This is a genomic window from Bacillus sp. NPDC094064, from assembly GCF_050279585.1.
GTDB lineage: Bacteria > Bacillota > Bacilli > Bacillales > Bacillaceae_G > Bacillus_A.
Genome location: NZ_JBNNUI010000003.1, coordinates 456,052 through 473,339 on the forward strand (window position 1 = coordinate 456,052; position 17,288 = coordinate 473,339).

Annotated in this window: 20 protein-coding genes and 2 pseudogenes; 7 read left to right on the forward strand and 15 right to left on the reverse strand. The window is 34.6% G+C overall.

Annotation, left to right across the window (positions count from 1 at the left end):
* Positions 1-77: 77 nt before the first annotated feature.
* Positions 78-1,838 (forward strand): alpha-glycosidase, encoded by a 1,761-nt coding sequence (locus ACQKNI_RS10110; RefSeq protein WP_088230251.1) that lies wholly within the window; start codon positions 78-80, stop codon positions 1,836-1,838.
* 40 nt (positions 1,839-1,878) lie between these two features.
* Here ACQKNI_RS10110 and ACQKNI_RS10115 read toward each other — a convergent pair whose 3' ends face one another.
* Positions 1,879-3,555: a glycoside hydrolase family 13 protein gene (locus ACQKNI_RS10115; RefSeq protein ID WP_088230252.1), complete on the reverse strand. Its 1,677-nt coding sequence runs from the start codon at positions 3,553-3,555 to the stop codon at positions 1,879-1,881.
* Positions 3,556-3,818: 263 nt separating this feature from the next.
* Between ACQKNI_RS10115 and ACQKNI_RS10120 the strand changes: the two genes are divergently transcribed.
* A complete protein-coding gene (locus ACQKNI_RS10120; protein WP_088230253.1) occupies positions 3,819-4,919 on the forward strand; it encodes an ABC transporter ATP-binding protein in 1,101 nt (366 codons plus the stop codon).
* A 68-nt stretch (positions 4,920-4,987) separates the two neighbouring features.
* On the opposite strand, the pseudogene ACQKNI_RS10125 reads toward ACQKNI_RS10120, so the two are convergent.
* The 3 genes and pseudogenes from ACQKNI_RS10125 to ACQKNI_RS10135 form a co-directional block, all read right to left on the reverse strand.
* Positions 4,988-5,149: pseudogene (locus tag ACQKNI_RS10125) on the reverse strand (SDR family NAD(P)-dependent oxidoreductase); the annotation flags it as partial.
* A gap of 2 nt (positions 5,150-5,151) precedes the next feature.
* On the reverse strand, positions 5,152-5,250 hold the full coding sequence (locus ACQKNI_RS10130) for a flagellar motor protein (RefSeq protein WP_088230254.1): 99 nt from the start codon (positions 5,248-5,250) through the stop codon (positions 5,152-5,154).
* A gap of 208 nt (positions 5,251-5,458) precedes the next feature.
* Positions 5,459-5,914 carry an RDD family protein gene (locus ACQKNI_RS10135; protein ID WP_088230255.1) on the reverse strand — a complete coding sequence of 152 codons (456 nt, stop codon included), beginning with the start codon at positions 5,912-5,914 and terminating at the stop codon, positions 5,459-5,461.
* 131 nt (positions 5,915-6,045) lie between these two features.
* Between ACQKNI_RS10135 and ACQKNI_RS10140 the strand changes: the two genes are divergently transcribed.
* A complete protein-coding gene (locus ACQKNI_RS10140; protein WP_088230256.1) occupies positions 6,046-6,477 on the forward strand; it encodes a DUF3997 domain-containing protein in 432 nt (143 codons plus the stop codon).
* 45 nt (positions 6,478-6,522) lie between these two features.
* Here ACQKNI_RS10140 and ACQKNI_RS10145 read toward each other — a convergent pair whose 3' ends face one another.
* Together ACQKNI_RS10145 and ACQKNI_RS10150 are read right to left on the reverse strand one after the other, a co-directional pair.
* Positions 6,523-7,287 carry a hypothetical protein gene (locus ACQKNI_RS10145; RefSeq protein WP_088230257.1) on the reverse strand — a complete coding sequence of 255 codons (765 nt, stop codon included), beginning with the start codon at positions 7,285-7,287 and terminating at the stop codon, positions 6,523-6,525.
* A 36-nt stretch (positions 7,288-7,323) separates the two neighbouring features.
* Entirely contained in the window at positions 7,324-8,052 is a 729-nt protein-coding gene (locus ACQKNI_RS10150) for a DUF4184 family protein (RefSeq protein ID WP_098356854.1), read from the reverse strand.
* Positions 8,053-8,200: 148 nt separating this feature from the next.
* Between ACQKNI_RS10150 and ACQKNI_RS10155 the strand changes: the two genes are divergently transcribed.
* Together ACQKNI_RS10155 and ACQKNI_RS10160 are read left to right on the forward strand one after the other, a co-directional pair.
* The gene (locus ACQKNI_RS10155; protein WP_088230259.1) at positions 8,201-8,470 is read left to right on the forward strand and encodes a hypothetical protein; all 270 of its coding nucleotides are present in this window, start codon (positions 8,201-8,203) and stop codon (positions 8,468-8,470) included.
* A gap of 10 nt (positions 8,471-8,480) precedes the next feature.
* The gene (locus ACQKNI_RS10160) at positions 8,481-9,233 is read left to right on the forward strand and encodes an AAA family ATPase (RefSeq protein ID WP_000567975.1); all 753 of its coding nucleotides are present in this window, start codon (positions 8,481-8,483) and stop codon (positions 9,231-9,233) included.
* A gap of 29 nt (positions 9,234-9,262) precedes the next feature.
* Here the strand turns inward: ACQKNI_RS10160 and ACQKNI_RS10165 are convergent, their stop codons facing one another.
* From ACQKNI_RS10165 to ACQKNI_RS10175, 3 genes are all read right to left on the reverse strand, one after another.
* Positions 9,263-10,438, reverse strand: coding sequence for an acetyl-CoA C-acetyltransferase (locus tag ACQKNI_RS10165; protein WP_088230260.1), 1,176 nt, complete (start codon positions 10,436-10,438; stop codon positions 9,263-9,265).
* A gap of 139 nt (positions 10,439-10,577) precedes the next feature.
* Entirely contained in the window at positions 10,578-11,027 is a 450-nt protein-coding gene (locus tag ACQKNI_RS10170) for an NUDIX hydrolase (protein ID WP_071713138.1), read from the reverse strand.
* 110 nt (positions 11,028-11,137) lie between these two features.
* Positions 11,138-11,431: a DUF3928 family protein gene (locus tag ACQKNI_RS10175; protein WP_000288330.1), complete on the reverse strand. Its 294-nt coding sequence runs from the start codon at positions 11,429-11,431 to the stop codon at positions 11,138-11,140.
* Positions 11,432-11,608: 177 nt separating this feature from the next.
* On the opposite strand from ACQKNI_RS10175, the gene ACQKNI_RS10180 reads away from it, so the two are divergent.
* A complete protein-coding gene (locus ACQKNI_RS10180; RefSeq protein WP_088230263.1) occupies positions 11,609-12,226 on the forward strand; it encodes an ImmA/IrrE family metallo-endopeptidase in 618 nt (205 codons plus the stop codon).
* A gap of 165 nt (positions 12,227-12,391) precedes the next feature.
* On the opposite strand, the gene ACQKNI_RS10185 is transcribed toward ACQKNI_RS10180, so the two are convergent.
* The 3 genes and pseudogenes from ACQKNI_RS10185 to ACQKNI_RS10195 all read right to left on the reverse strand — a co-directional run bounded on the left by ACQKNI_RS10185 (position 12,392) and on the right by ACQKNI_RS10195 (position 13,739).
* On the reverse strand, positions 12,392-13,153 hold the full coding sequence (locus tag ACQKNI_RS10185) for a DUF1129 domain-containing protein (RefSeq protein WP_098945918.1): 762 nt from the start codon (positions 13,151-13,153) through the stop codon (positions 12,392-12,394).
* Positions 13,154-13,166: 13 nt separating this feature from the next.
* A pseudogene (locus ACQKNI_RS10190) lies at positions 13,167-13,337 on the reverse strand (DUF1129 domain-containing protein); the annotation flags it as partial.
* Positions 13,338-13,406: 69 nt separating this feature from the next.
* Entirely contained in the window at positions 13,407-13,739 is a 333-nt protein-coding gene (locus ACQKNI_RS10195; RefSeq protein ID WP_088230265.1) for a PadR family transcriptional regulator, read from the reverse strand.
* 195 nt (positions 13,740-13,934) lie between these two features.
* Between ACQKNI_RS10195 and ACQKNI_RS10200 the strand changes: the two genes are divergently transcribed.
* A complete protein-coding gene (locus ACQKNI_RS10200) occupies positions 13,935-14,711 on the forward strand; it encodes a 3-hydroxybutyrate dehydrogenase (protein ID WP_088230266.1) in 777 nt (258 codons plus the stop codon).
* 79 nt (positions 14,712-14,790) lie between these two features.
* On the opposite strand, the gene ACQKNI_RS10205 is transcribed toward ACQKNI_RS10200, so the two are convergent.
* The 3 genes from ACQKNI_RS10205 to mtnK form a co-directional block, all read right to left on the reverse strand.
* Positions 14,791-14,952, reverse strand: a complete 162-nt coding sequence (locus ACQKNI_RS10205) for a YvrJ family protein (RefSeq protein WP_000393325.1) — start codon at positions 14,950-14,952, stop codon at positions 14,791-14,793.
* Positions 14,953-15,019: 67 nt separating this feature from the next.
* Positions 15,020-16,081, reverse strand: a complete 1,062-nt coding sequence (gene mtnA, locus ACQKNI_RS10210) for an S-methyl-5-thioribose-1-phosphate isomerase (RefSeq protein ID WP_098945917.1) — start codon at positions 16,079-16,081, stop codon at positions 15,020-15,022.
* On the reverse strand, positions 16,078-17,259 hold the full coding sequence (gene mtnK, locus ACQKNI_RS10215) for an S-methyl-5-thioribose kinase (protein WP_098945916.1): 1,182 nt from the start codon (positions 17,257-17,259) through the stop codon (positions 16,078-16,080). The genes mtnA and mtnK overlap by 4 nt, the downstream gene beginning before the upstream one ends.
* Positions 17,260-17,288: the final 29 nt, after the last annotated feature.

The window sequence follows — 17,288 nt, forward strand, 5'->3', positions numbered from 1 at the left end:
AATCGTTTGCAAAATAGGCTTTATTATTACACTTAAGGGAATACTATGTATAGAGATATTAAAGGGGGATTTTCTATATGATTAAAGAAGCCATTTATCATAGGCCAAAAGATAATTACGCATACGCTTACGATGAAAAAACAGTTCACATCCGCATGCGTACTAAGAAAGACGATGTTCACAGTACCTCTCTTATTTACGGGGATCCTTACGAATGGAAAGACGGGAAATGGATTTCATCAAGTGCACCGATGAAAAAAACGGGTTCTACTGCACTATTTGATTATTGGTCCATTTCAATCGAACCAAAATTTAAGCGCTTACGTTATGGATTCGAATTAAAAACAGATTTAGAAACTCTTATTTATGCAGAGCGAGGATTCTTCTCTACTATTCCAAATGATGATGTTGGTAACTTTTTCTGTTTTCCGTTTCTTCATGCAAATAATGTATTCAAAGCACCTTCCTGGATTAAAGATACTGTTTGGTATCAAATTTTCCCAGAACGATTTGCTAATGGGGATCGCGGACTAAATCCAGAAAACACCCTTCCTTGGGGAAGTGCTGAGCCAACTCCAACTAATTTTTTTGGAGGGGATTTTACTGGTATTATTCAAAACCTTGATTACCTTGTTAAGCTTGGAATTTCCGGAATATATTTCACACCTATTTTCAAAGCTCATTCAAACCATAAATATGACACAATTGACTACATGGAAATTGACCCACAATTCGGAACGAAAGAAACGTTTAAAGAACTCATTGAAGAATGTCATAAACGTGGGATAAAAGTAATGCTCGATGCCGTATTTAATCATAGCGGATACTTTTTCGATAAATTCCAAGACGTACTTAAAAATGGCGAGAAGTCTGTATACAAAGAGTGGTTCCACATTCACGAATTCCCGATTATAACCGAGCCACTTCCTAATTATGATACTTTCGCATTTACACCATATATGCCTAAATTAAATACAGCACACCCAGATGTAAAAGAATATTTACTTGAAGTTGGGCGTTATTGGGTAAGAGAATTCAATATAGACGGTTGGCGCCTTGATGTAGCAAATGAAGTCGATCACAGCTTTTGGAGAGAATTCCGAAGTGAGATAAAGTCATTAAATCCTGAAGTATATATTTTAGGTGAAATTTGGCACGATGCACTCCCTTGGCTACAAGGAGATCAATTTGATGCTGTCATGAGCTATCCCGTTACAAACGCTTTACTTTCTTACTTTGCTAACAATTCCATTACAGCAACTGAATTCATGAAACAAATTACAGAATCTCTACATTCCTATTCTATGAATATAAATGAAGCTGCATTTCATTTATTAGACAGCCATGATACACCAAGAATTTTGACAACATGTAACGGGGATAAAAATAAGTTAAAGTTACTATATATATTCCATCTTTCTTTCATCGGTTCTCCTTGCATTTATTACGGAGATGAAATCGGTATGGATGGTGGAATGGACCCTGGTTGCCGTAAATGTATGATTTGGGATACAACAAAACAAGATCATCTATTATTTACACATGTACAAACATTAATTTCATTACGAAAACAATATAAAGCATTTGGAGGACATGGTACTTTCCAATTCATAGACGCAAATGATGAACATAATTATATTTCTTACACGAAAACACATGAAGATGAAACTATCTTCTTTGTTTTAAATCCTACTAACGATGAAATTACTGCTTCACTCCCTATCCATATTACAGGGAAGAAAATAGTCAATATATATACAAAAGAAGAATTTTCAGCGGAAGCAAGCGTATTACAAGTCACACTTCCTCCATATGGATTCTCAATACTAAAGTGGTAATCAAAAAAATCCTTATGCCAATTTGACATAAGGATTTTTCTTATTTCAATTTAAATACCATTGCTTCATACGGACGTAATATAATATTATCTATTGATCCGCTTCTCACATCATAATTGTGTATTAATAACTCTACTTCACTATAACTAATATCCTCAGGCAATTTAAATACACTTTCATCTGCAGTAAAGTTTGCAATAACAAGAAGTTTTTCGGCTCCATATGTTCTTACATAAGCAAAAATAGATGGATTATTTTCTAGTATTAAATCATATGATCCATACACAATAATCTCATTATTTTTACGTAACTCAATTAATTTTTTATAGTAATAAAAAATTGAGTTTTCATCTTGAATTGCATGCTCCACATTAATTTCTTCGTAATTAGGGTTTACCGCAATCCATGGTTCACCTGTTGTAAATCCAGCATGTTTCTTATCATCCCACTGCATTGGAGTTCTAGCGTTATCTCTGCCTTTTATATAAATAGATTCCATTACTTTTTCTTTATCTTCACCACGGTCTACCACTTTTTCATTGTACATATTTAACGTTTCAATATCTCGATATTCATCAATTGATTGGAATCGAACGTTCGTCATTCCAATTTCTTCGCCTTGATAAATATATGGCGTTCCCTTCATCATATGAAGCACCGTCGCTAACATTTTTGCCGATTCAGTACGGTATATTCCATCATTACCAAAACGAGATACAACACGTGGCTGATCATGGTTATTCCAATAAAGGCTATTCCACCCTGTATGCTCTAATGCTTTTTGCCACTTTGTTAAATTCTCTTTTAAAGTAAGAAGTGAACATGGTTTTACATCCCATTTTCCGCCCTCTCCTGAATCTAAATCCATATGTTCAAATTGGAATACCATTTGTAATTCTTTTCTAGCTTCTCCAGTATACAATTTAGCCTCTTCTGTCGTTACACCTGGCATCTCACCAACTGTCATAATATCATAATGAGACAATACTTCTTCATTCATTTCATGCAAATATTTATGAATATTTGGGCCGTTCATAAAATGTTTATGTCCTGAAACATACCCCTCTTCATCCGTTTCAACAGTTGGTAAACCTTCTTCTTTAGAAATAAAGTTAATAACATCCATACGGAATCCATCAATTCCTTTTTCCAACCAAAACTTCATCATTTCATAAACATCTTGTCTTACTTCTTCATTATCCCAATTTAAATCTGGCTGTTTTTTAGAAAACAGATGCAAATAATATTCATCTGTTATTTCATCATACTGCCATGCAGATCCACTAAAAGCTGCTCCCCAGTTATTCGGCTCTTTCCCATCTTTTCCAGGACGCCATATATAGTAATCTCTATATTTATTATCAATAGATTTACGTGATTCAATAAACCAATTATGTTCATCGGAAGTGTGATTAACAACTAAGTCCATCATAAGTTTCATATTACGTTCATGCATTTCATGTAATAGCTCGTCCCAATCTTCCATTGTTCCGAACTCATTCATTATTTTACAATAATCACTTATATCATAACCGTTATCATCATTTGGAGATTCATAAACCGGTGATAACCAAATTACATTAATCCCTAATTCTTTTAAGTAATCTAGCTTTGAAATAATACCACGAAGATCACCTATACCATCACCGTTACTATCCATAAAGCTACGAGGATAAATTTGATATACTACACTTTCTTTCCACCATTGTTTTTCCATTATGCTACCCCATTTCATCTACACTATAATTTTTATTTCCCTCAAGGCGCAAACGTTTTCATTAATGAATAATAACAGATTCTATCTTAATTTAAAATAGCGCTTACAATTTTTATTCTTCTTTTTCTAAGAAAGCATGAGAAAATCACTACCATTACTCAAATGTATGCAAACGTTTTATTTTTTTATTTATTTTTTGAATCTATTAGTTTATAATGAACTCAAAGAAAACGTTTGCATAATTATTTCTAGGGGGAAATACCATGGCAGAACTGAAATTAGAAAACATTTATAAAATATATGATAATAACGTAACAGCTGTAACAAATTTTAATTTACACATTCAAGATAAAGAGTTTATCGTATTTGTTGGTCCTTCTGGATGCGGAAAATCTACTACTTTACGAATGGTAGCTGGACTTGAAGATATTTCAAAAGGAGAATTTTCAATTGATGGTAAGCTAATGAATGATGTTCCTCCAAAAGATCGTGATATCGCAATGGTCTTCCAAAACTATGCTCTTTATCCACATATGAGTGTGTATGATAATATGGCATTTGGATTAAAACTTCGAAAAATACCAAAAGATGAAATCGATCGTCGTGTGAAAGATGCAGCACGAATTTTAGGGCTTGAACAATATTTAGATAGAAAACCGAAAGCATTATCAGGTGGCCAACGTCAACGTGTTGCATTAGGTAGAGCGATCGTTCGAGATGCGAAAGTTTTCTTAATGGATGAACCTTTATCAAACTTAGACGCAAAACTTCGTGTTGCAATGCGCTCAGAAATTTCTAAGTTACACCACCGTCTTGGAACAACAACAATTTATGTCACACATGATCAAACAGAAGCAATGACAATGGCTTCCCGTCTTGTTGTTATGAAAGACGGAAAGATTCAACAAATTGGAACTCCAAAAGAAGTATATGAAACACCTGAAAATGTTTTCGTTGGTGGATTTATCGGATCTCCAGCAATGAATTTCTTCCGTGGTAAATTAACTGAAACCGATTTCGTTATAGACAACGCAATACAAGTCAAAGTATCTGAAGGAAAAATGAAGCTGTTACGTGAACAAGGCTATGTAAATAAGGAGATTGTTTTAGGTATTCGTCCTGAAGACATTCATGATGAACTATTATTTTTAGAAGCTTCACAATCTACTACCTTCACAACAAAAATTGAAGTCGCTGAGTTATTAGGCGCTGAATCTCTTTTATATATGAAACTGGGAACTCAAGATTTTGCAGCACGTGTTGATGCAAGACATACATTTTCACCTGGTGATCAAATTAAACTCGCATTTGATATGAATAAAGCGCATTTCTTTGATAGTCAAACCGAACAACGTATTCGTTGAAAAATAGTTTTCTTCTATATAACATACAAAAAAACCGTCCTCATTTATACCGAGGACGGTTTTCATTATTATACTAGGGCTTCAACTGTATGAAATGATTGTCCTTTCGTGCTAATAATACCGAAAATCGGTAAATCACTTAACACTACTTCTTCTTGCTGTTTCATAAAAGATGACGTTAATTGTTTTATCTCTATCCAAACGTCGTTAATATAAAGCACATTGGAATCGATTACTTTTTTACTCCCTCTTTTTTCTTACTATTAAGCTGATCGAAAACTAGACCAATGAAAATTAAAATCCCCCAAAAGATTATGCTACCTCCTGTCATTTCAATTTCCCCCTTATTATATAAAGATATTATTTTTAATTATTATAACATTTTCTTAATTTTCAATCTATTTAAATTAAGAAAATGAACCTTTACCTTCCTCCTAACTTCCTCGCATTCATTGAATTTCAAGGTGAAAGTCTTACCGCCCACAAATAACGGGATAAAAAAAGACCTTTTTATTTAAGAATAAAAAGGTCACTGTGTATTATACAAGACTGATCACTTTTGTCTTTGCAATTAAATCGTGAAAACCACAATTATCTTTGCGGAACAACATCATGTATATGTTACATAATAATGGAATTCCAAGTAGCAATATGTTCGGTAATAACAATGCAAAAAACCGTATTATTAATGTTTGTAACGTTAGTTTTTCACTCGTCAATGAAATTAATTTTGTTCTCGTTATTTTTTTACCAAGTGTTACACCGTTCCAAATAAAAGGTAACAATATAAAATAAAGGGCCATTAATATGAACACTACTGTGAGATCATATCTATAGTCTCCAAAACTTATATTAAAACGATTAAAAATAGCACTATAGTTTCCAGTTATCACAGCTACTACTGCACCATACATAAGCGAGATTAAAAACATATCAATTAGGGAAGCACCTATGCGATTCATTACAAGCGCTGGACGATGCACCTTTAACTTCATTTTATGTCGACTCCTTCATATCCTTTTTTACCCGTTTCATCGTACCACTTCTAAAAAGCATTGTAAACTAGCGTTTCTCTTACTTTTCTTGTACAATGTGTTACAACAGCATTGTAAAGGAGGTTCCCATATTGAAAAAATGGATAATCCTATTCCTCGCCTTCCTATTAGCTGGTTGCGCTGGGAATACAAGCCACTTAACTTATACGATTAATGATGAATACGAACTCATACGTACTTCTGGAAATGCATTTGAACTTTTCCCCTCGCAAGATGCTGTATATGCCACACAATACATCCCTGCCAAAATTACAGACATTGGTTGGGATGATAAATACATTATTGCAAAACAGACTGAGGAAAAGTCCGATCCAAATAATCCTGATGGGGCAATTGCAAATAAAAAAAGTGAGCATTATTGGATTATTGACGTCAAGCACAATAAGCGTTTTGGTCCCTATAATGAAAAGCAATTTAACGAACAAAAAGATGCATTTAAAATTAAGGTACCTTTTCAAAATGTAGATTCATACATAAAAGAAATAAAAAAACAGTCAGCATAATGTTTTGAACGCTGACTGTTTTTACTTACCTTTTTTTTAAACACCTTACTCAGAAAGTGAGATATTAAAAGTTTGTGCTTCTTTAACAACATCCTGTGTCTCTGTATCTCCTGCAATTAAATCATCGGTTGTAAACTTAATATCCTTTACCTTTTCTTTTCCATCATCAAGTATTAAACCGATAATTCCATCTCTTGTTTCACCAGGCTTATAGTCTTCTCTAGATACATTTTTTGTACCAACGAGCGTATCTTCATCATATAAAAAGTTTTGTGTCGCTACTTTAAAATGTTGTTTATCATTAATCGTAACATCATTCATAGAGAAAAATTGCATATTTTTATTTCCGCTATTCTCCACTTTATATGTAATCTCAACGTAACGAATCGTATCACTAATCTCTGTTCCACTTAGCGATGCATATAATTCAGCATCTTCTTGACTTACTTTATCGCCTAATCTACGCTTTACTTCTTCAGGAGTTAATGCCGTATATGCTTTCAATGTATTTTTTGCATCTTCACTCATCTGTGATAAAGAGATTACTTTCACATCTTGCACATGAATTTTCATTGGCGCTACTTCAAATGTTTGATTAACAGAATGCATCTGCTCTAATTTGAAAGTACCCCAACCTGTTTCTTTCACCTTTTGTCCTACTTTGTTTAGCTCACGTCCACCATATTCTTTCGTTTCAGGAATAGATTCTTTCTTCTTCGGTTCAGCTTTCTTTTCTTCTTGATGGAAGCAACCACTTAACATAAGAAGAAAACTACATAAAACAAAAATACTTTTCCATGCTTTCATCATTTAATTTCTCCTAACGCTATCATTCATGAATATAAATTAGTCCCTTGCTTTGTAAACTATAGAAACAATGAGAAGTCCACAAAATGAACTTGTCAGTCCAGATACTATTATACCTCCAATTTGGAAAATATGAAAATAGGGATCTACGAACGCGTGCACGATAAATATAATAGCTGCCGCAACAATTACTGAAATCCAATACTTTCTTTTTTCCGAAGCCACAATAAGATCTTTACCCATTTCATTTCTATACTTCCATAATACGTATAATAGTAATAGAAAACCAATACATGTACTCCCATGCTGCATATATTTATAAACTGGGATGCTATGCCATTCTCGTTGCAACAATGGTATTTTCATAACAAAATAGCCTGTTTTATGGGTAAACGCATCCCAAACGACATGCGTAAACATACCAAATAATGCAGAATAGCAAAATACAAAAAGGTCTTTCCACGTATGAAGCCCCCATCTATCATCTACTGCACATATATAGTAGCCAGCAAGTGGCTTAGGTAAATGTGTTATAAAAGGCTTTTTTAAAATGTGATGATATATGTATGCTAACAAAAAGACGAGCGGTAAATTTAAATATAAAAACCCCATCCATGTATGCCCAATAACACCATACGGTCTAAAGTGTAAAAAATATTCAAAGTCAGGCGCCATACTACCTAATGTAAGAGCCGTTACTGAAATATATGTAGAATGCTTTTTCGTAAAAGGAAGCACCGCTGCTGGATGTGCGAATGTAAACGGCATATGTTTACTCCTTTTCATATTTTCAATAGAATACCATCTATCATAACGAGAGAATTGATCTTCATGCAATATTTATTTTCACATTGGAATATGATAGTTTACATGTTATAATCCACATAAAATATTCAGAAAGTAAGGAGAAGGTCCCGTGTTATTAACACTTGTCTTTTTTCTTGTTCTGTTTATCTTGTTTTTAAGTACATACATTGGATTTTTTCTATGGAAGCATTTAAAGGTTATAAAATATACGCCCGCTCTCGTTGGCTTTATGAGCGTTCTTTTCATTTTTATACGGAAGAGGATTTCTTTCGCCTTGGAAAGTCTCGGTTTTGGCGCACTTCAATATACAATACTAATAGCAAGTTGTCTCACCTTTGTATTTGCTGCTTTGTTACAATCAAAATCCGTTATGAATTGAGGTTTATATATTGATTGACGTACCCTTTTTAAAAAATGTCACATTAAAAAAAGAAAATATCCCTAGTTTTTCCGCATATCCTTACTGCTTACCCGCTATCCGAACATTACAATCACTAGCTTTCCATCCAAATGTAACATTCATTATTGGAGAAAACGGAACGGGTAAATCAACATTACTCGAAGCAATTGCAATCGCTTTAGGTTTTAATGCAGAAGGTGGAACAAAAAACTTCCGCTTTAGCACAAACGATTCACACTCATCTTTACATGAATACCTTCGAATTTCCAAAAGTTTCAATACACCAAACGACGGTTTCTTTCTTCGCGCTGAATCATTTTATAACGTCGCTTCTTATATTGATGAAATAGACGCTGATTTGGAAGCACGTGGAAATCCGGTTATTGATTCCTATGGTGGTATCTCATTACACAAACAATCACACGGTGAATCGTTCTTCTCATTATTTATGAATCGTTTTTCAGGACAAGGTTTATACATTTTAGATGAGCCTGAAGCCGCTCTATCACCAATGAGACAACTTTCCATGCTCATTCGAATGCATGAGCTAGCGGAACAAGGTTCACAATTTGTTATTGCGACGCATTCTCCTATTTTAATGGCTTACCCTGAATCTACTATATACTCTTTAACACAAGAGGGGATTCACGAATCCACATTAGAAGAAACCGAGCATTATCAAACGACGAAACTTTTCTTTGAAAATCGTGATCGGTTATTCCATCATCTATTTGAGTCGTAAAAAAAGAAGCAGCAATTGCTGCTTCTTTTTTATAATGCTTCTATAAATAATGCTACTCCAATACCGCCGCCGACGCATAGAGAAGCAATTCCTTTTTCTAAGCCGCGTCGCTTTAATTCGTGAATTAAACTTACCGTAATACGAGCTCCTGTACAACCGATTGGATGTCCAAGTCCTACACCACTACCGTTTACATTCACTTTCTCACGATTTAAACCTAATTCTTTTTCTACAGCCAAATATTGTGCTGCGAAAGCTTCATTAATTTCAAGTAAATCTGCATCTTCTAATGACCAATCTACTTTTTCTAAGCCTTTTCGGATTGCTGGTGCTGGTCCAATACCCATAATTTTCGGGTCTACCCCAGCTACTGAATATCCAACAATTCTAGCTAGCGGTTGTAAGCCTTTTTCTTTCGCTTTTTCTTCACTCATTAATACTAGAACCGCGCTTCCGTCATTCAAACCAGATGCATTCCCTGCAGTTACAGATCCATCTTTACGGAATGCTGGTTTTAATCCTGCTAATTTTTCCGCTGTAATATCTGCACGTGGATGTTCATCCTTCGAGAATACAACTTCTTTTCTACGCTCTTTTATTGTAATAGGAACAATTTGATCGTCAAAGTATCCAGACTCGATTGCTTGTAGTGCTAGTGTGTGACTACGAAGCGCAACCTCATCTTGTTCCTCTCTTGTAATTTCATATTGTTCAACTAAATTTTCCGCTGTTTCACCCATCATAATATGATGCAGTGGATCCTCTAATATTTCCCACACTGTATCACGGATTTCTCCATGTTGTAGACGTTGTCCCCAGCGGTGCTGTTTCAATGCATAAGGGCTCGAACTCATCGCTTCTACTCCACCTGCAACAACAATATCACTTACACCTAATTGAATTTGCATTGCAGCTGACATAATTGCTTGCATACCTGAAGAACATTGGCGTTGGATTGTATAACCCGTAACTGTGTCAGGAAATCCTGCCGCTAATGCAGCCGTTCTCGCCGTATTTGCTTCATCAGTTCTTTGAATACAATGACCTAAAATTACTTCATCAACTTCATGTGGTTCTACCCCGCCTCGTTTTACAGCTTCCTGAAGTACAGGAACAGCTAATTCTACTGGCGTTACATTTTTTAGCGCTCCCCCAAAAGTTCCAATTGGCGAACGAACTGCAGCTGTAATAACAACATTATGCATTTTGTACTTGCCCCTCTCTTATGTACCCTAGTCAGTTTTTAGGTGAAATTCCATAAGATGTATGTCTACAACTATCATACTATAAACATACTAAAAAATCAAAATATTTAATATAATAAAAATAGAAGGAATTAACCTTCTATTCTGTTAACGCATATAAAAACTTTTGTAAAATTTTCTCTGTCGTTTCATTCAATTTTGGTAACTTATCTACTGGAAAATATTGAAGTTGTAATCCTTCATGATCGAGCTTTAATTCACCACTCACATGATGCCCCTGATACAGATGAATGACATTAAAAATTTCATCTCCATTCGGATAACGGAAATATACTTCCTTTCCTGATAAGACACCAAGAAATTGCATTATTTTTGCAGTTAGTCCCGTCTCCTCGAATAATTCTCTACGAGCAGTTTCTTCTGTCGTTTCCCCAAGCTCCATTGCTCCGCCAGGCACACCCCAATCATATGTATCCGAACGATATTGAAGCAATACTTCTTGATTATCATTTAATATAATAATTGCTGACCCTACTAGAATAAGTGGCCTTGTACCGACGACTTTGCGTAAATCTTCAATATACCCCAATATGTAAACTCTCCTTTCCTCATCCTCCCTTATCATAACAAAATTTTTCTCCTTTTGTTGATGTAATTTTAAAGAAAAAAAAGGAAGCTTTCGCCTCCTTTTTTCATCTTTTATTTTTTAAAACTTTCATATTTTACAGCTTCAAAAGCTTCCTCAATTTCATCATTACGATAATGGACATATGTAAAACGACCCAATTCTACTAATCTTGCTATTTCCTGTAATGCTTTATGCTGCTCATATGTTTCTTTAAGCTTAATATGTACATAAAACTTCATTAAAGGATGTTCATATAAAGGTTCTCCCACCTCTACATATACATCTTCAACCCCTTGTACAACTCTTACATAACTTGCAAATTGATAAAGTGCTTCTCTGTCTGAAACGATTTTTAATGTATACATATATTCTCCCCCTTTCCTTTACTATATCAAAAAGGCGGCCACACCATGTTATAGAACTATGAATTTTTTTTGACTTGTCATCTATATATTCATGTAACAAAGAAGGCATTTATCCATACATAGCATCTTTTTTACACATATATTATAGGAAGAATTTTTTCATTTGAGGTGTTCCTTATGGATCTATACGTCAATATATGTATTTGCATTACTCCAGGCGCCGATATTTCTAATGACCGCATTGCAAAAGATTTAGCTGTTGCAGAATCAATTTGGCATCCCATTACATTTCAAATTCAAGATGTAATTGTATTAAATGAGCTTTTCCGTTTTTCTGACCGTGAAATCAGTTATAAAAATTCCATTCAAAGTCAGGAAAAATTAGCATCCTTTTTCCAAACATGTGTAAATGAAGCTCCTGAATGCGATCTTTATATTTGTTATATTGGCAGTGATTATTTCAAAGAAACCGCAGTAATTGCCTGTGCTTACTCTTTAGCAAAACAACAGCAACTTACTGGTTACATCGTTTTAACAAATTCGGCTGCTCCCATGAAAAATATATATACACTCGCTCACGAAATCGGGCATATTTTATTTACAAGACGTGTTCACGGAAAACTTACTCACGCAGATCCTCATTCTCCAACTGGCTCGGAGCACCATCCTTCTCCATTCAATCTTATGTATCCGATAGTCCCCCGCCCTGAAAATGTCCATATTCAGTCCCTATTAACAAACGAACAAAAAGCACTCTCTTTACAAAGCTCTTTATTACAAAGAAAAAAACAGTAACGCCCTTGTTACTGCTCAAAACAATATATACTAATTAACAAACTAAATACTGGCTGCAAAGAATACAATATACACCGAAACATAATCTCTCTAAAAATCAAAATATAGTATTTCTTTGGAAATAATTTATTGTATATCTAGAGCAGCCTTTTTTCTATAGAACTCCTAGTTTACAGTTTTTCGCTCTTCATTTTTTAAAGACCATCGCATTAATACATATAAACTTCCGTACAGAAGTAAAGGCTCTAGTATTATTAAATATGGGTTTTGCTTTCCTAATTCTTTAAATGCAAACATAATTAATAGCGGTATGATAACAGCTAATATTCCAATCCATCCAAGTATATATGCTTCACCAATCAACAGTACTAATAAGACAATTCCAGCTAACATATAACTTTGTATAGTAGTTAATTGCAATACAGGTGTTCCGTACCATTTATTCATAAACATCAATAACACCAATAATAAAATAGGTATCATCACTATTATATAAACAATTCCAAACCCTACCAATTTACTTTTAAAAGAAGACATTCTAAACGCAACAATCGCTCCAATTATCGTAATGAATAAAACGATTGGATAACCAATTAACTGTACATTTGTTAACGTAAATTGCTGATTTGGACTTCCAAATAAAATGTTTGTAAGTAACCAATATCCACCAACACCAATAATCATTCCCAAAATACTTTTTATACTACCGCTTTTATCCTTCTCCATCTCTTTCGCCAACTCTTCCGCATACTCTTTTGGCGAATCCCCAAATATATCCTTTACCGTCTTTCCCTCTTGCTCACCTTCTATTAAATGAAGTTCTGCATCTTCTAAAAAGGCATCAACATCTTCTTCTTTAATCCCTTTTGTTATTAAATACACTTTCGTATCGATTAAAAACTTTTCGCCTTCTTTAGAAACCTTCATTATAACCCCTCCCTTATTTAACTGTTTCTCTTCTATTCGTCTTCATCATAATTTCAACGAAAATTAAAATAAATAAACTTCCGTATAAACATATAATTTGAAATAGCATTGGCACGAGATCTTCCGAGGTAAATGTTTTAAATATTAACATTATAGAAAGTGGAATGATTAAATATATCGCTTTCTTTCACACTCTTTGCCGTCAAAAATAATCTCATATCTAATAAAAACTTACGCGCTTCATTTGATAGCATTATTTCCTTCTCCCCTTTCCTTCAAGTAGACGTTCTACACTACTTTGCATCGTTTCCCAGCGATCCATAAATTCATTAAGTGCTTCCTCGCCTTTTTCTGTTAATGTATAATATTTTCGCTTTGGGCCAGATGGAGATTCCTTCATTACACTTGTTATTAATCCTTCCTTTTGCATTCGTATTAATAACGGATAAATACTTCCCTCACTCGCCATTGTAAAGCCATACTTCGCTAGCTTTTCACTCATTTCATAACCATATATTTCACCTTCAGAGATAATAGCAAGTAAGCATCCTTCTAAAATCCCTTTCAGCATTTGACTTGTCGACATAATTCAAATCCTCCCACTATCTTGTTTTACAAGATAGATAAGCGTAAGTATCTTGCTTTACAAAATAGTATAACAGAGACTATTTTGCAAAACAAGATAGCGAACAATGTTTTTCCAAATGTTTGCAGGAATTTTATTATACCCTCTCTAAATAGAGCAATATGAAAACTTTATTATGAAGGGATGTTTTTCGTCATGGTTACAAATCGAGTTGTCTTTTTAACAGGTGCCGCGAGTGGTATTGGTTATGAAATGGGGAATGCTTTTGCAAAAGAAGGGGCTAAAGTTGTTATTAGTGATCGGCTTGAAGATCGTGCGAAAGAAGCTGCTGAACAATTACAAAAGGAGGGATTTCAAGCGATTGGTTTAAAATGTGATGTTACATCTGAAGAAGAAATTGCAGCTGCAATTTCTCAAACAGTTAGTCATTTCGGTTCATTGGATGTATTAATTAACAATGCAGGAATGCAACACGTCTCACCGATTGAAGATTTTCCCACTGAAAAGTTCGAGCTACTCATTAAGATTATGCAAATTGCTCCGTTTATTGCCATTAAACATGCCTTTCCGATTATGAAAAAACAAAAGTATGGCCGAATTATTAATGTTGCTTCCATTAATGGTCTCGTTGGATTTGCAGGAAAATCCGCCTATAATAGTGCCAAACATGGCGTAATTGGATTAACAAAAGTGGCAGCTTTAGAAGGTGCTATCCATGGTATTACTGTAAATGCCCTTTGTCCTGGTTATGTCGATACCCCTCTTGTACGTAATCAACTGCAAGACTTAGCGACTACACGAAATGTACCACTTGAAAATGTTTTAGAAGATGTTATTTATCCACTTGTACCACAAAAGCGCTTATTACAAGTACAAGAAATTGCTGATTATGCTATGTTTTTAGCGAGTGAAAAAGCAAAAGGTATAACCGGACAAGCCGTTGTTATCGATGGTGGCTATACTGCTCAATAAAGTGAAACTTTAATCAGTGGGGCTTTTACGGGCAGGTAATGCGTGATAAAAAATAAAGTTTGCTCACGAAGAGCAAACTTTATTTTTTATCACGAGGATCATCGTACTTTAGTAATTGTTGCGGTAGTTTCTCTATTGCAACAGTTATCCCATCTAATTTACTTTCAATCCGATGGAGTAAATATAATGTTACAACAATCGGAAACCCTACATTACCTATCATCTTGATCCACTCTTCCATCTTTCTCTCCTCCTTTCACTATATAAATAAGAAAAAATGGACAATTTAGGCATAAAAAAACAAGCTATTAAATTTCAGCTTGTCTTTCAAATAATGTCAGAATTTCTTTTTTATAATCTCCTCGTAAAATCCCTTTCTCAGTAATAATACCTGTAATTAATTCATTCGGTGTTACGTCAAATGCTGGATTATAAACATCCGTTCCAATTGGTGCTACTTGTTTCCCAAAAATTTTCGTAACTTCTGTTTCATCTCTCTCTTCAATAACAATTTCAGCTCCAGTTTCTTTCGTAATATCAAAAGTAGATAACGGAGCTGCAACATAAAATGGGATATCGAAATAATTTGCTAATATAGCTAAATTCATTGTTCCAATTTTATTTGCGGTATCTCCATTTGCGACAATTCGATCTGCGCCTACGATAATCGCATCAATTTCTTTCGTACGAATCGCATGAGCTGCCGTATTATCTGTAATAAGTGTTACATCAATATTTGCTTGCTTCAACTCCCAAGTCGTTAAACGCCCACCTTGTAAAACGGGTCTCGTTTCACATGCATACGCGTGTAAACGAACGCCCTTCTCTTTCCCAATATAAAACGGTGCTAATGCAGTACCATATCTTGCAGTTGCAATACTTCCAGCGTTACAAATTGTTAAAATGTTATCACCGTCTGTAAAACATGTTAACGCATATTCCCCAATACTCCGGCACACCTCTTCATCTTCCTGCTGAATGTGAAGTGCTTCTTCTTCTAATATTTTTTGTGCTTCTTTTATTGTAGTAATCTCTCGAATAGATTCTCTCATGCGATCGATTGCCCAAAACAAATTCACTGCCGTCGGTCGTGAAGTTCCTAGATAGTTACAATCTCTATTAAACTTCTTTTGAAATTCTTCAATATGTAAAGTATTATATTGTTTTGCCGCAAGCGCCAAACCAAATGCTGCTACAATTCCAATTGCAGGTGCTCCACGTACTTCTAGCAGTACTATACTTTTCCATACCTCTTCAATAGTCGTTAACGTTTTGTATTCCGTACTATGTGGCAACTTTGTTTGATTTAATACCGCAATTGCATCACCTTTCCAACTGACAGATCTCGGAATAGTAACAATCGTACTCATGCTTTTACCCCTCCAGAAACTGTCTGCTGAAATAATGTTCGGAACAGTTGAATATCAGCGCTCTTAGATTCATATTTAATTAGTTCTTTACCTAAGCATAGCGCTTGTTTCTTAGCTTGAATTCTCTTTTCTTTATTTGCTATTTCATCTAAATCAGCTACATGAGCTAAGCCAATTGTTCTTCGGATAAGCTCACATCCTGCAAATCCGACAGCATCAGTAAAAATATTTTGCAAAATAATCGGTAACCATTGTTTCTCTTTCGTATATGCTTCTACTCCTTCTCCAATCCATAACTTCGTAAAAGCTTCTACAAAATAACTCCATGTCTTTTCTATATGGAAAAATAGTATGCTTCTCTTTTCTTCTTCCCTCGATAAAGCATTTAATAATAAATTTGCAATAAATTGCCCAAGATCAAACCCAAATGGGCCGTACGTTGCAAATTCTGGATCAATCACTTTCGTCTCAGAAGGTGATGAAAAAATGCTACCCGTATGTAAATCACCATGAATAAGCGCTTCTTTTCTCGTTAAAAATTTATATTTATATTGTGCTACTTTTAGCTTTAAAGTTTTATCACTCCAAAGTTCATCAACCACTAGCTGTAAATCTGGCTCATAATTATTCGTATCGTAATGTCCAAACGGATCTGTAAACACTAAATCTTCTGTTATTTTACACAGGTCTGGATTTACAAATGCACCTTCTAGTACTCTTTTCTCTTCTGACTCTAACCCGAAATCTGAAGTATAAAACAAAACATGTGCTAGAAAACGGCCAATATGTTGGGATAAAAGTGGATACCCTTCTCCATCTATCAATCCCCTTCTTGTAATTGTTAGCCTTGATAAGTCTTCTATTACTGTAACTGCTAAATCTTCATCATGACTGTACACTACCGGAACATAATCCGGTACATACTTCGCAAAAATTTGTAATGCCTTACTTTCAATTGTTGCTCTTTTTATAGACAATGGCCAGCTCTCACCAACTACTTTCGCATATGGAAGAGCTTGCTTTATTATAATCGACTTCTCCCCATCCTCTAATTTGAACACGTAATTTAAGTTTCCATCTCCAATTTCATGACAAACTACATTTGCTTTTTTTTCAAAATAGCCGTGTTCTTTCGCATATTGTACAGCTGTTACTTCTGTTAATGAATAATATCCCATCGTCTTTTCCCCCTTTTTTAATTCAGAGG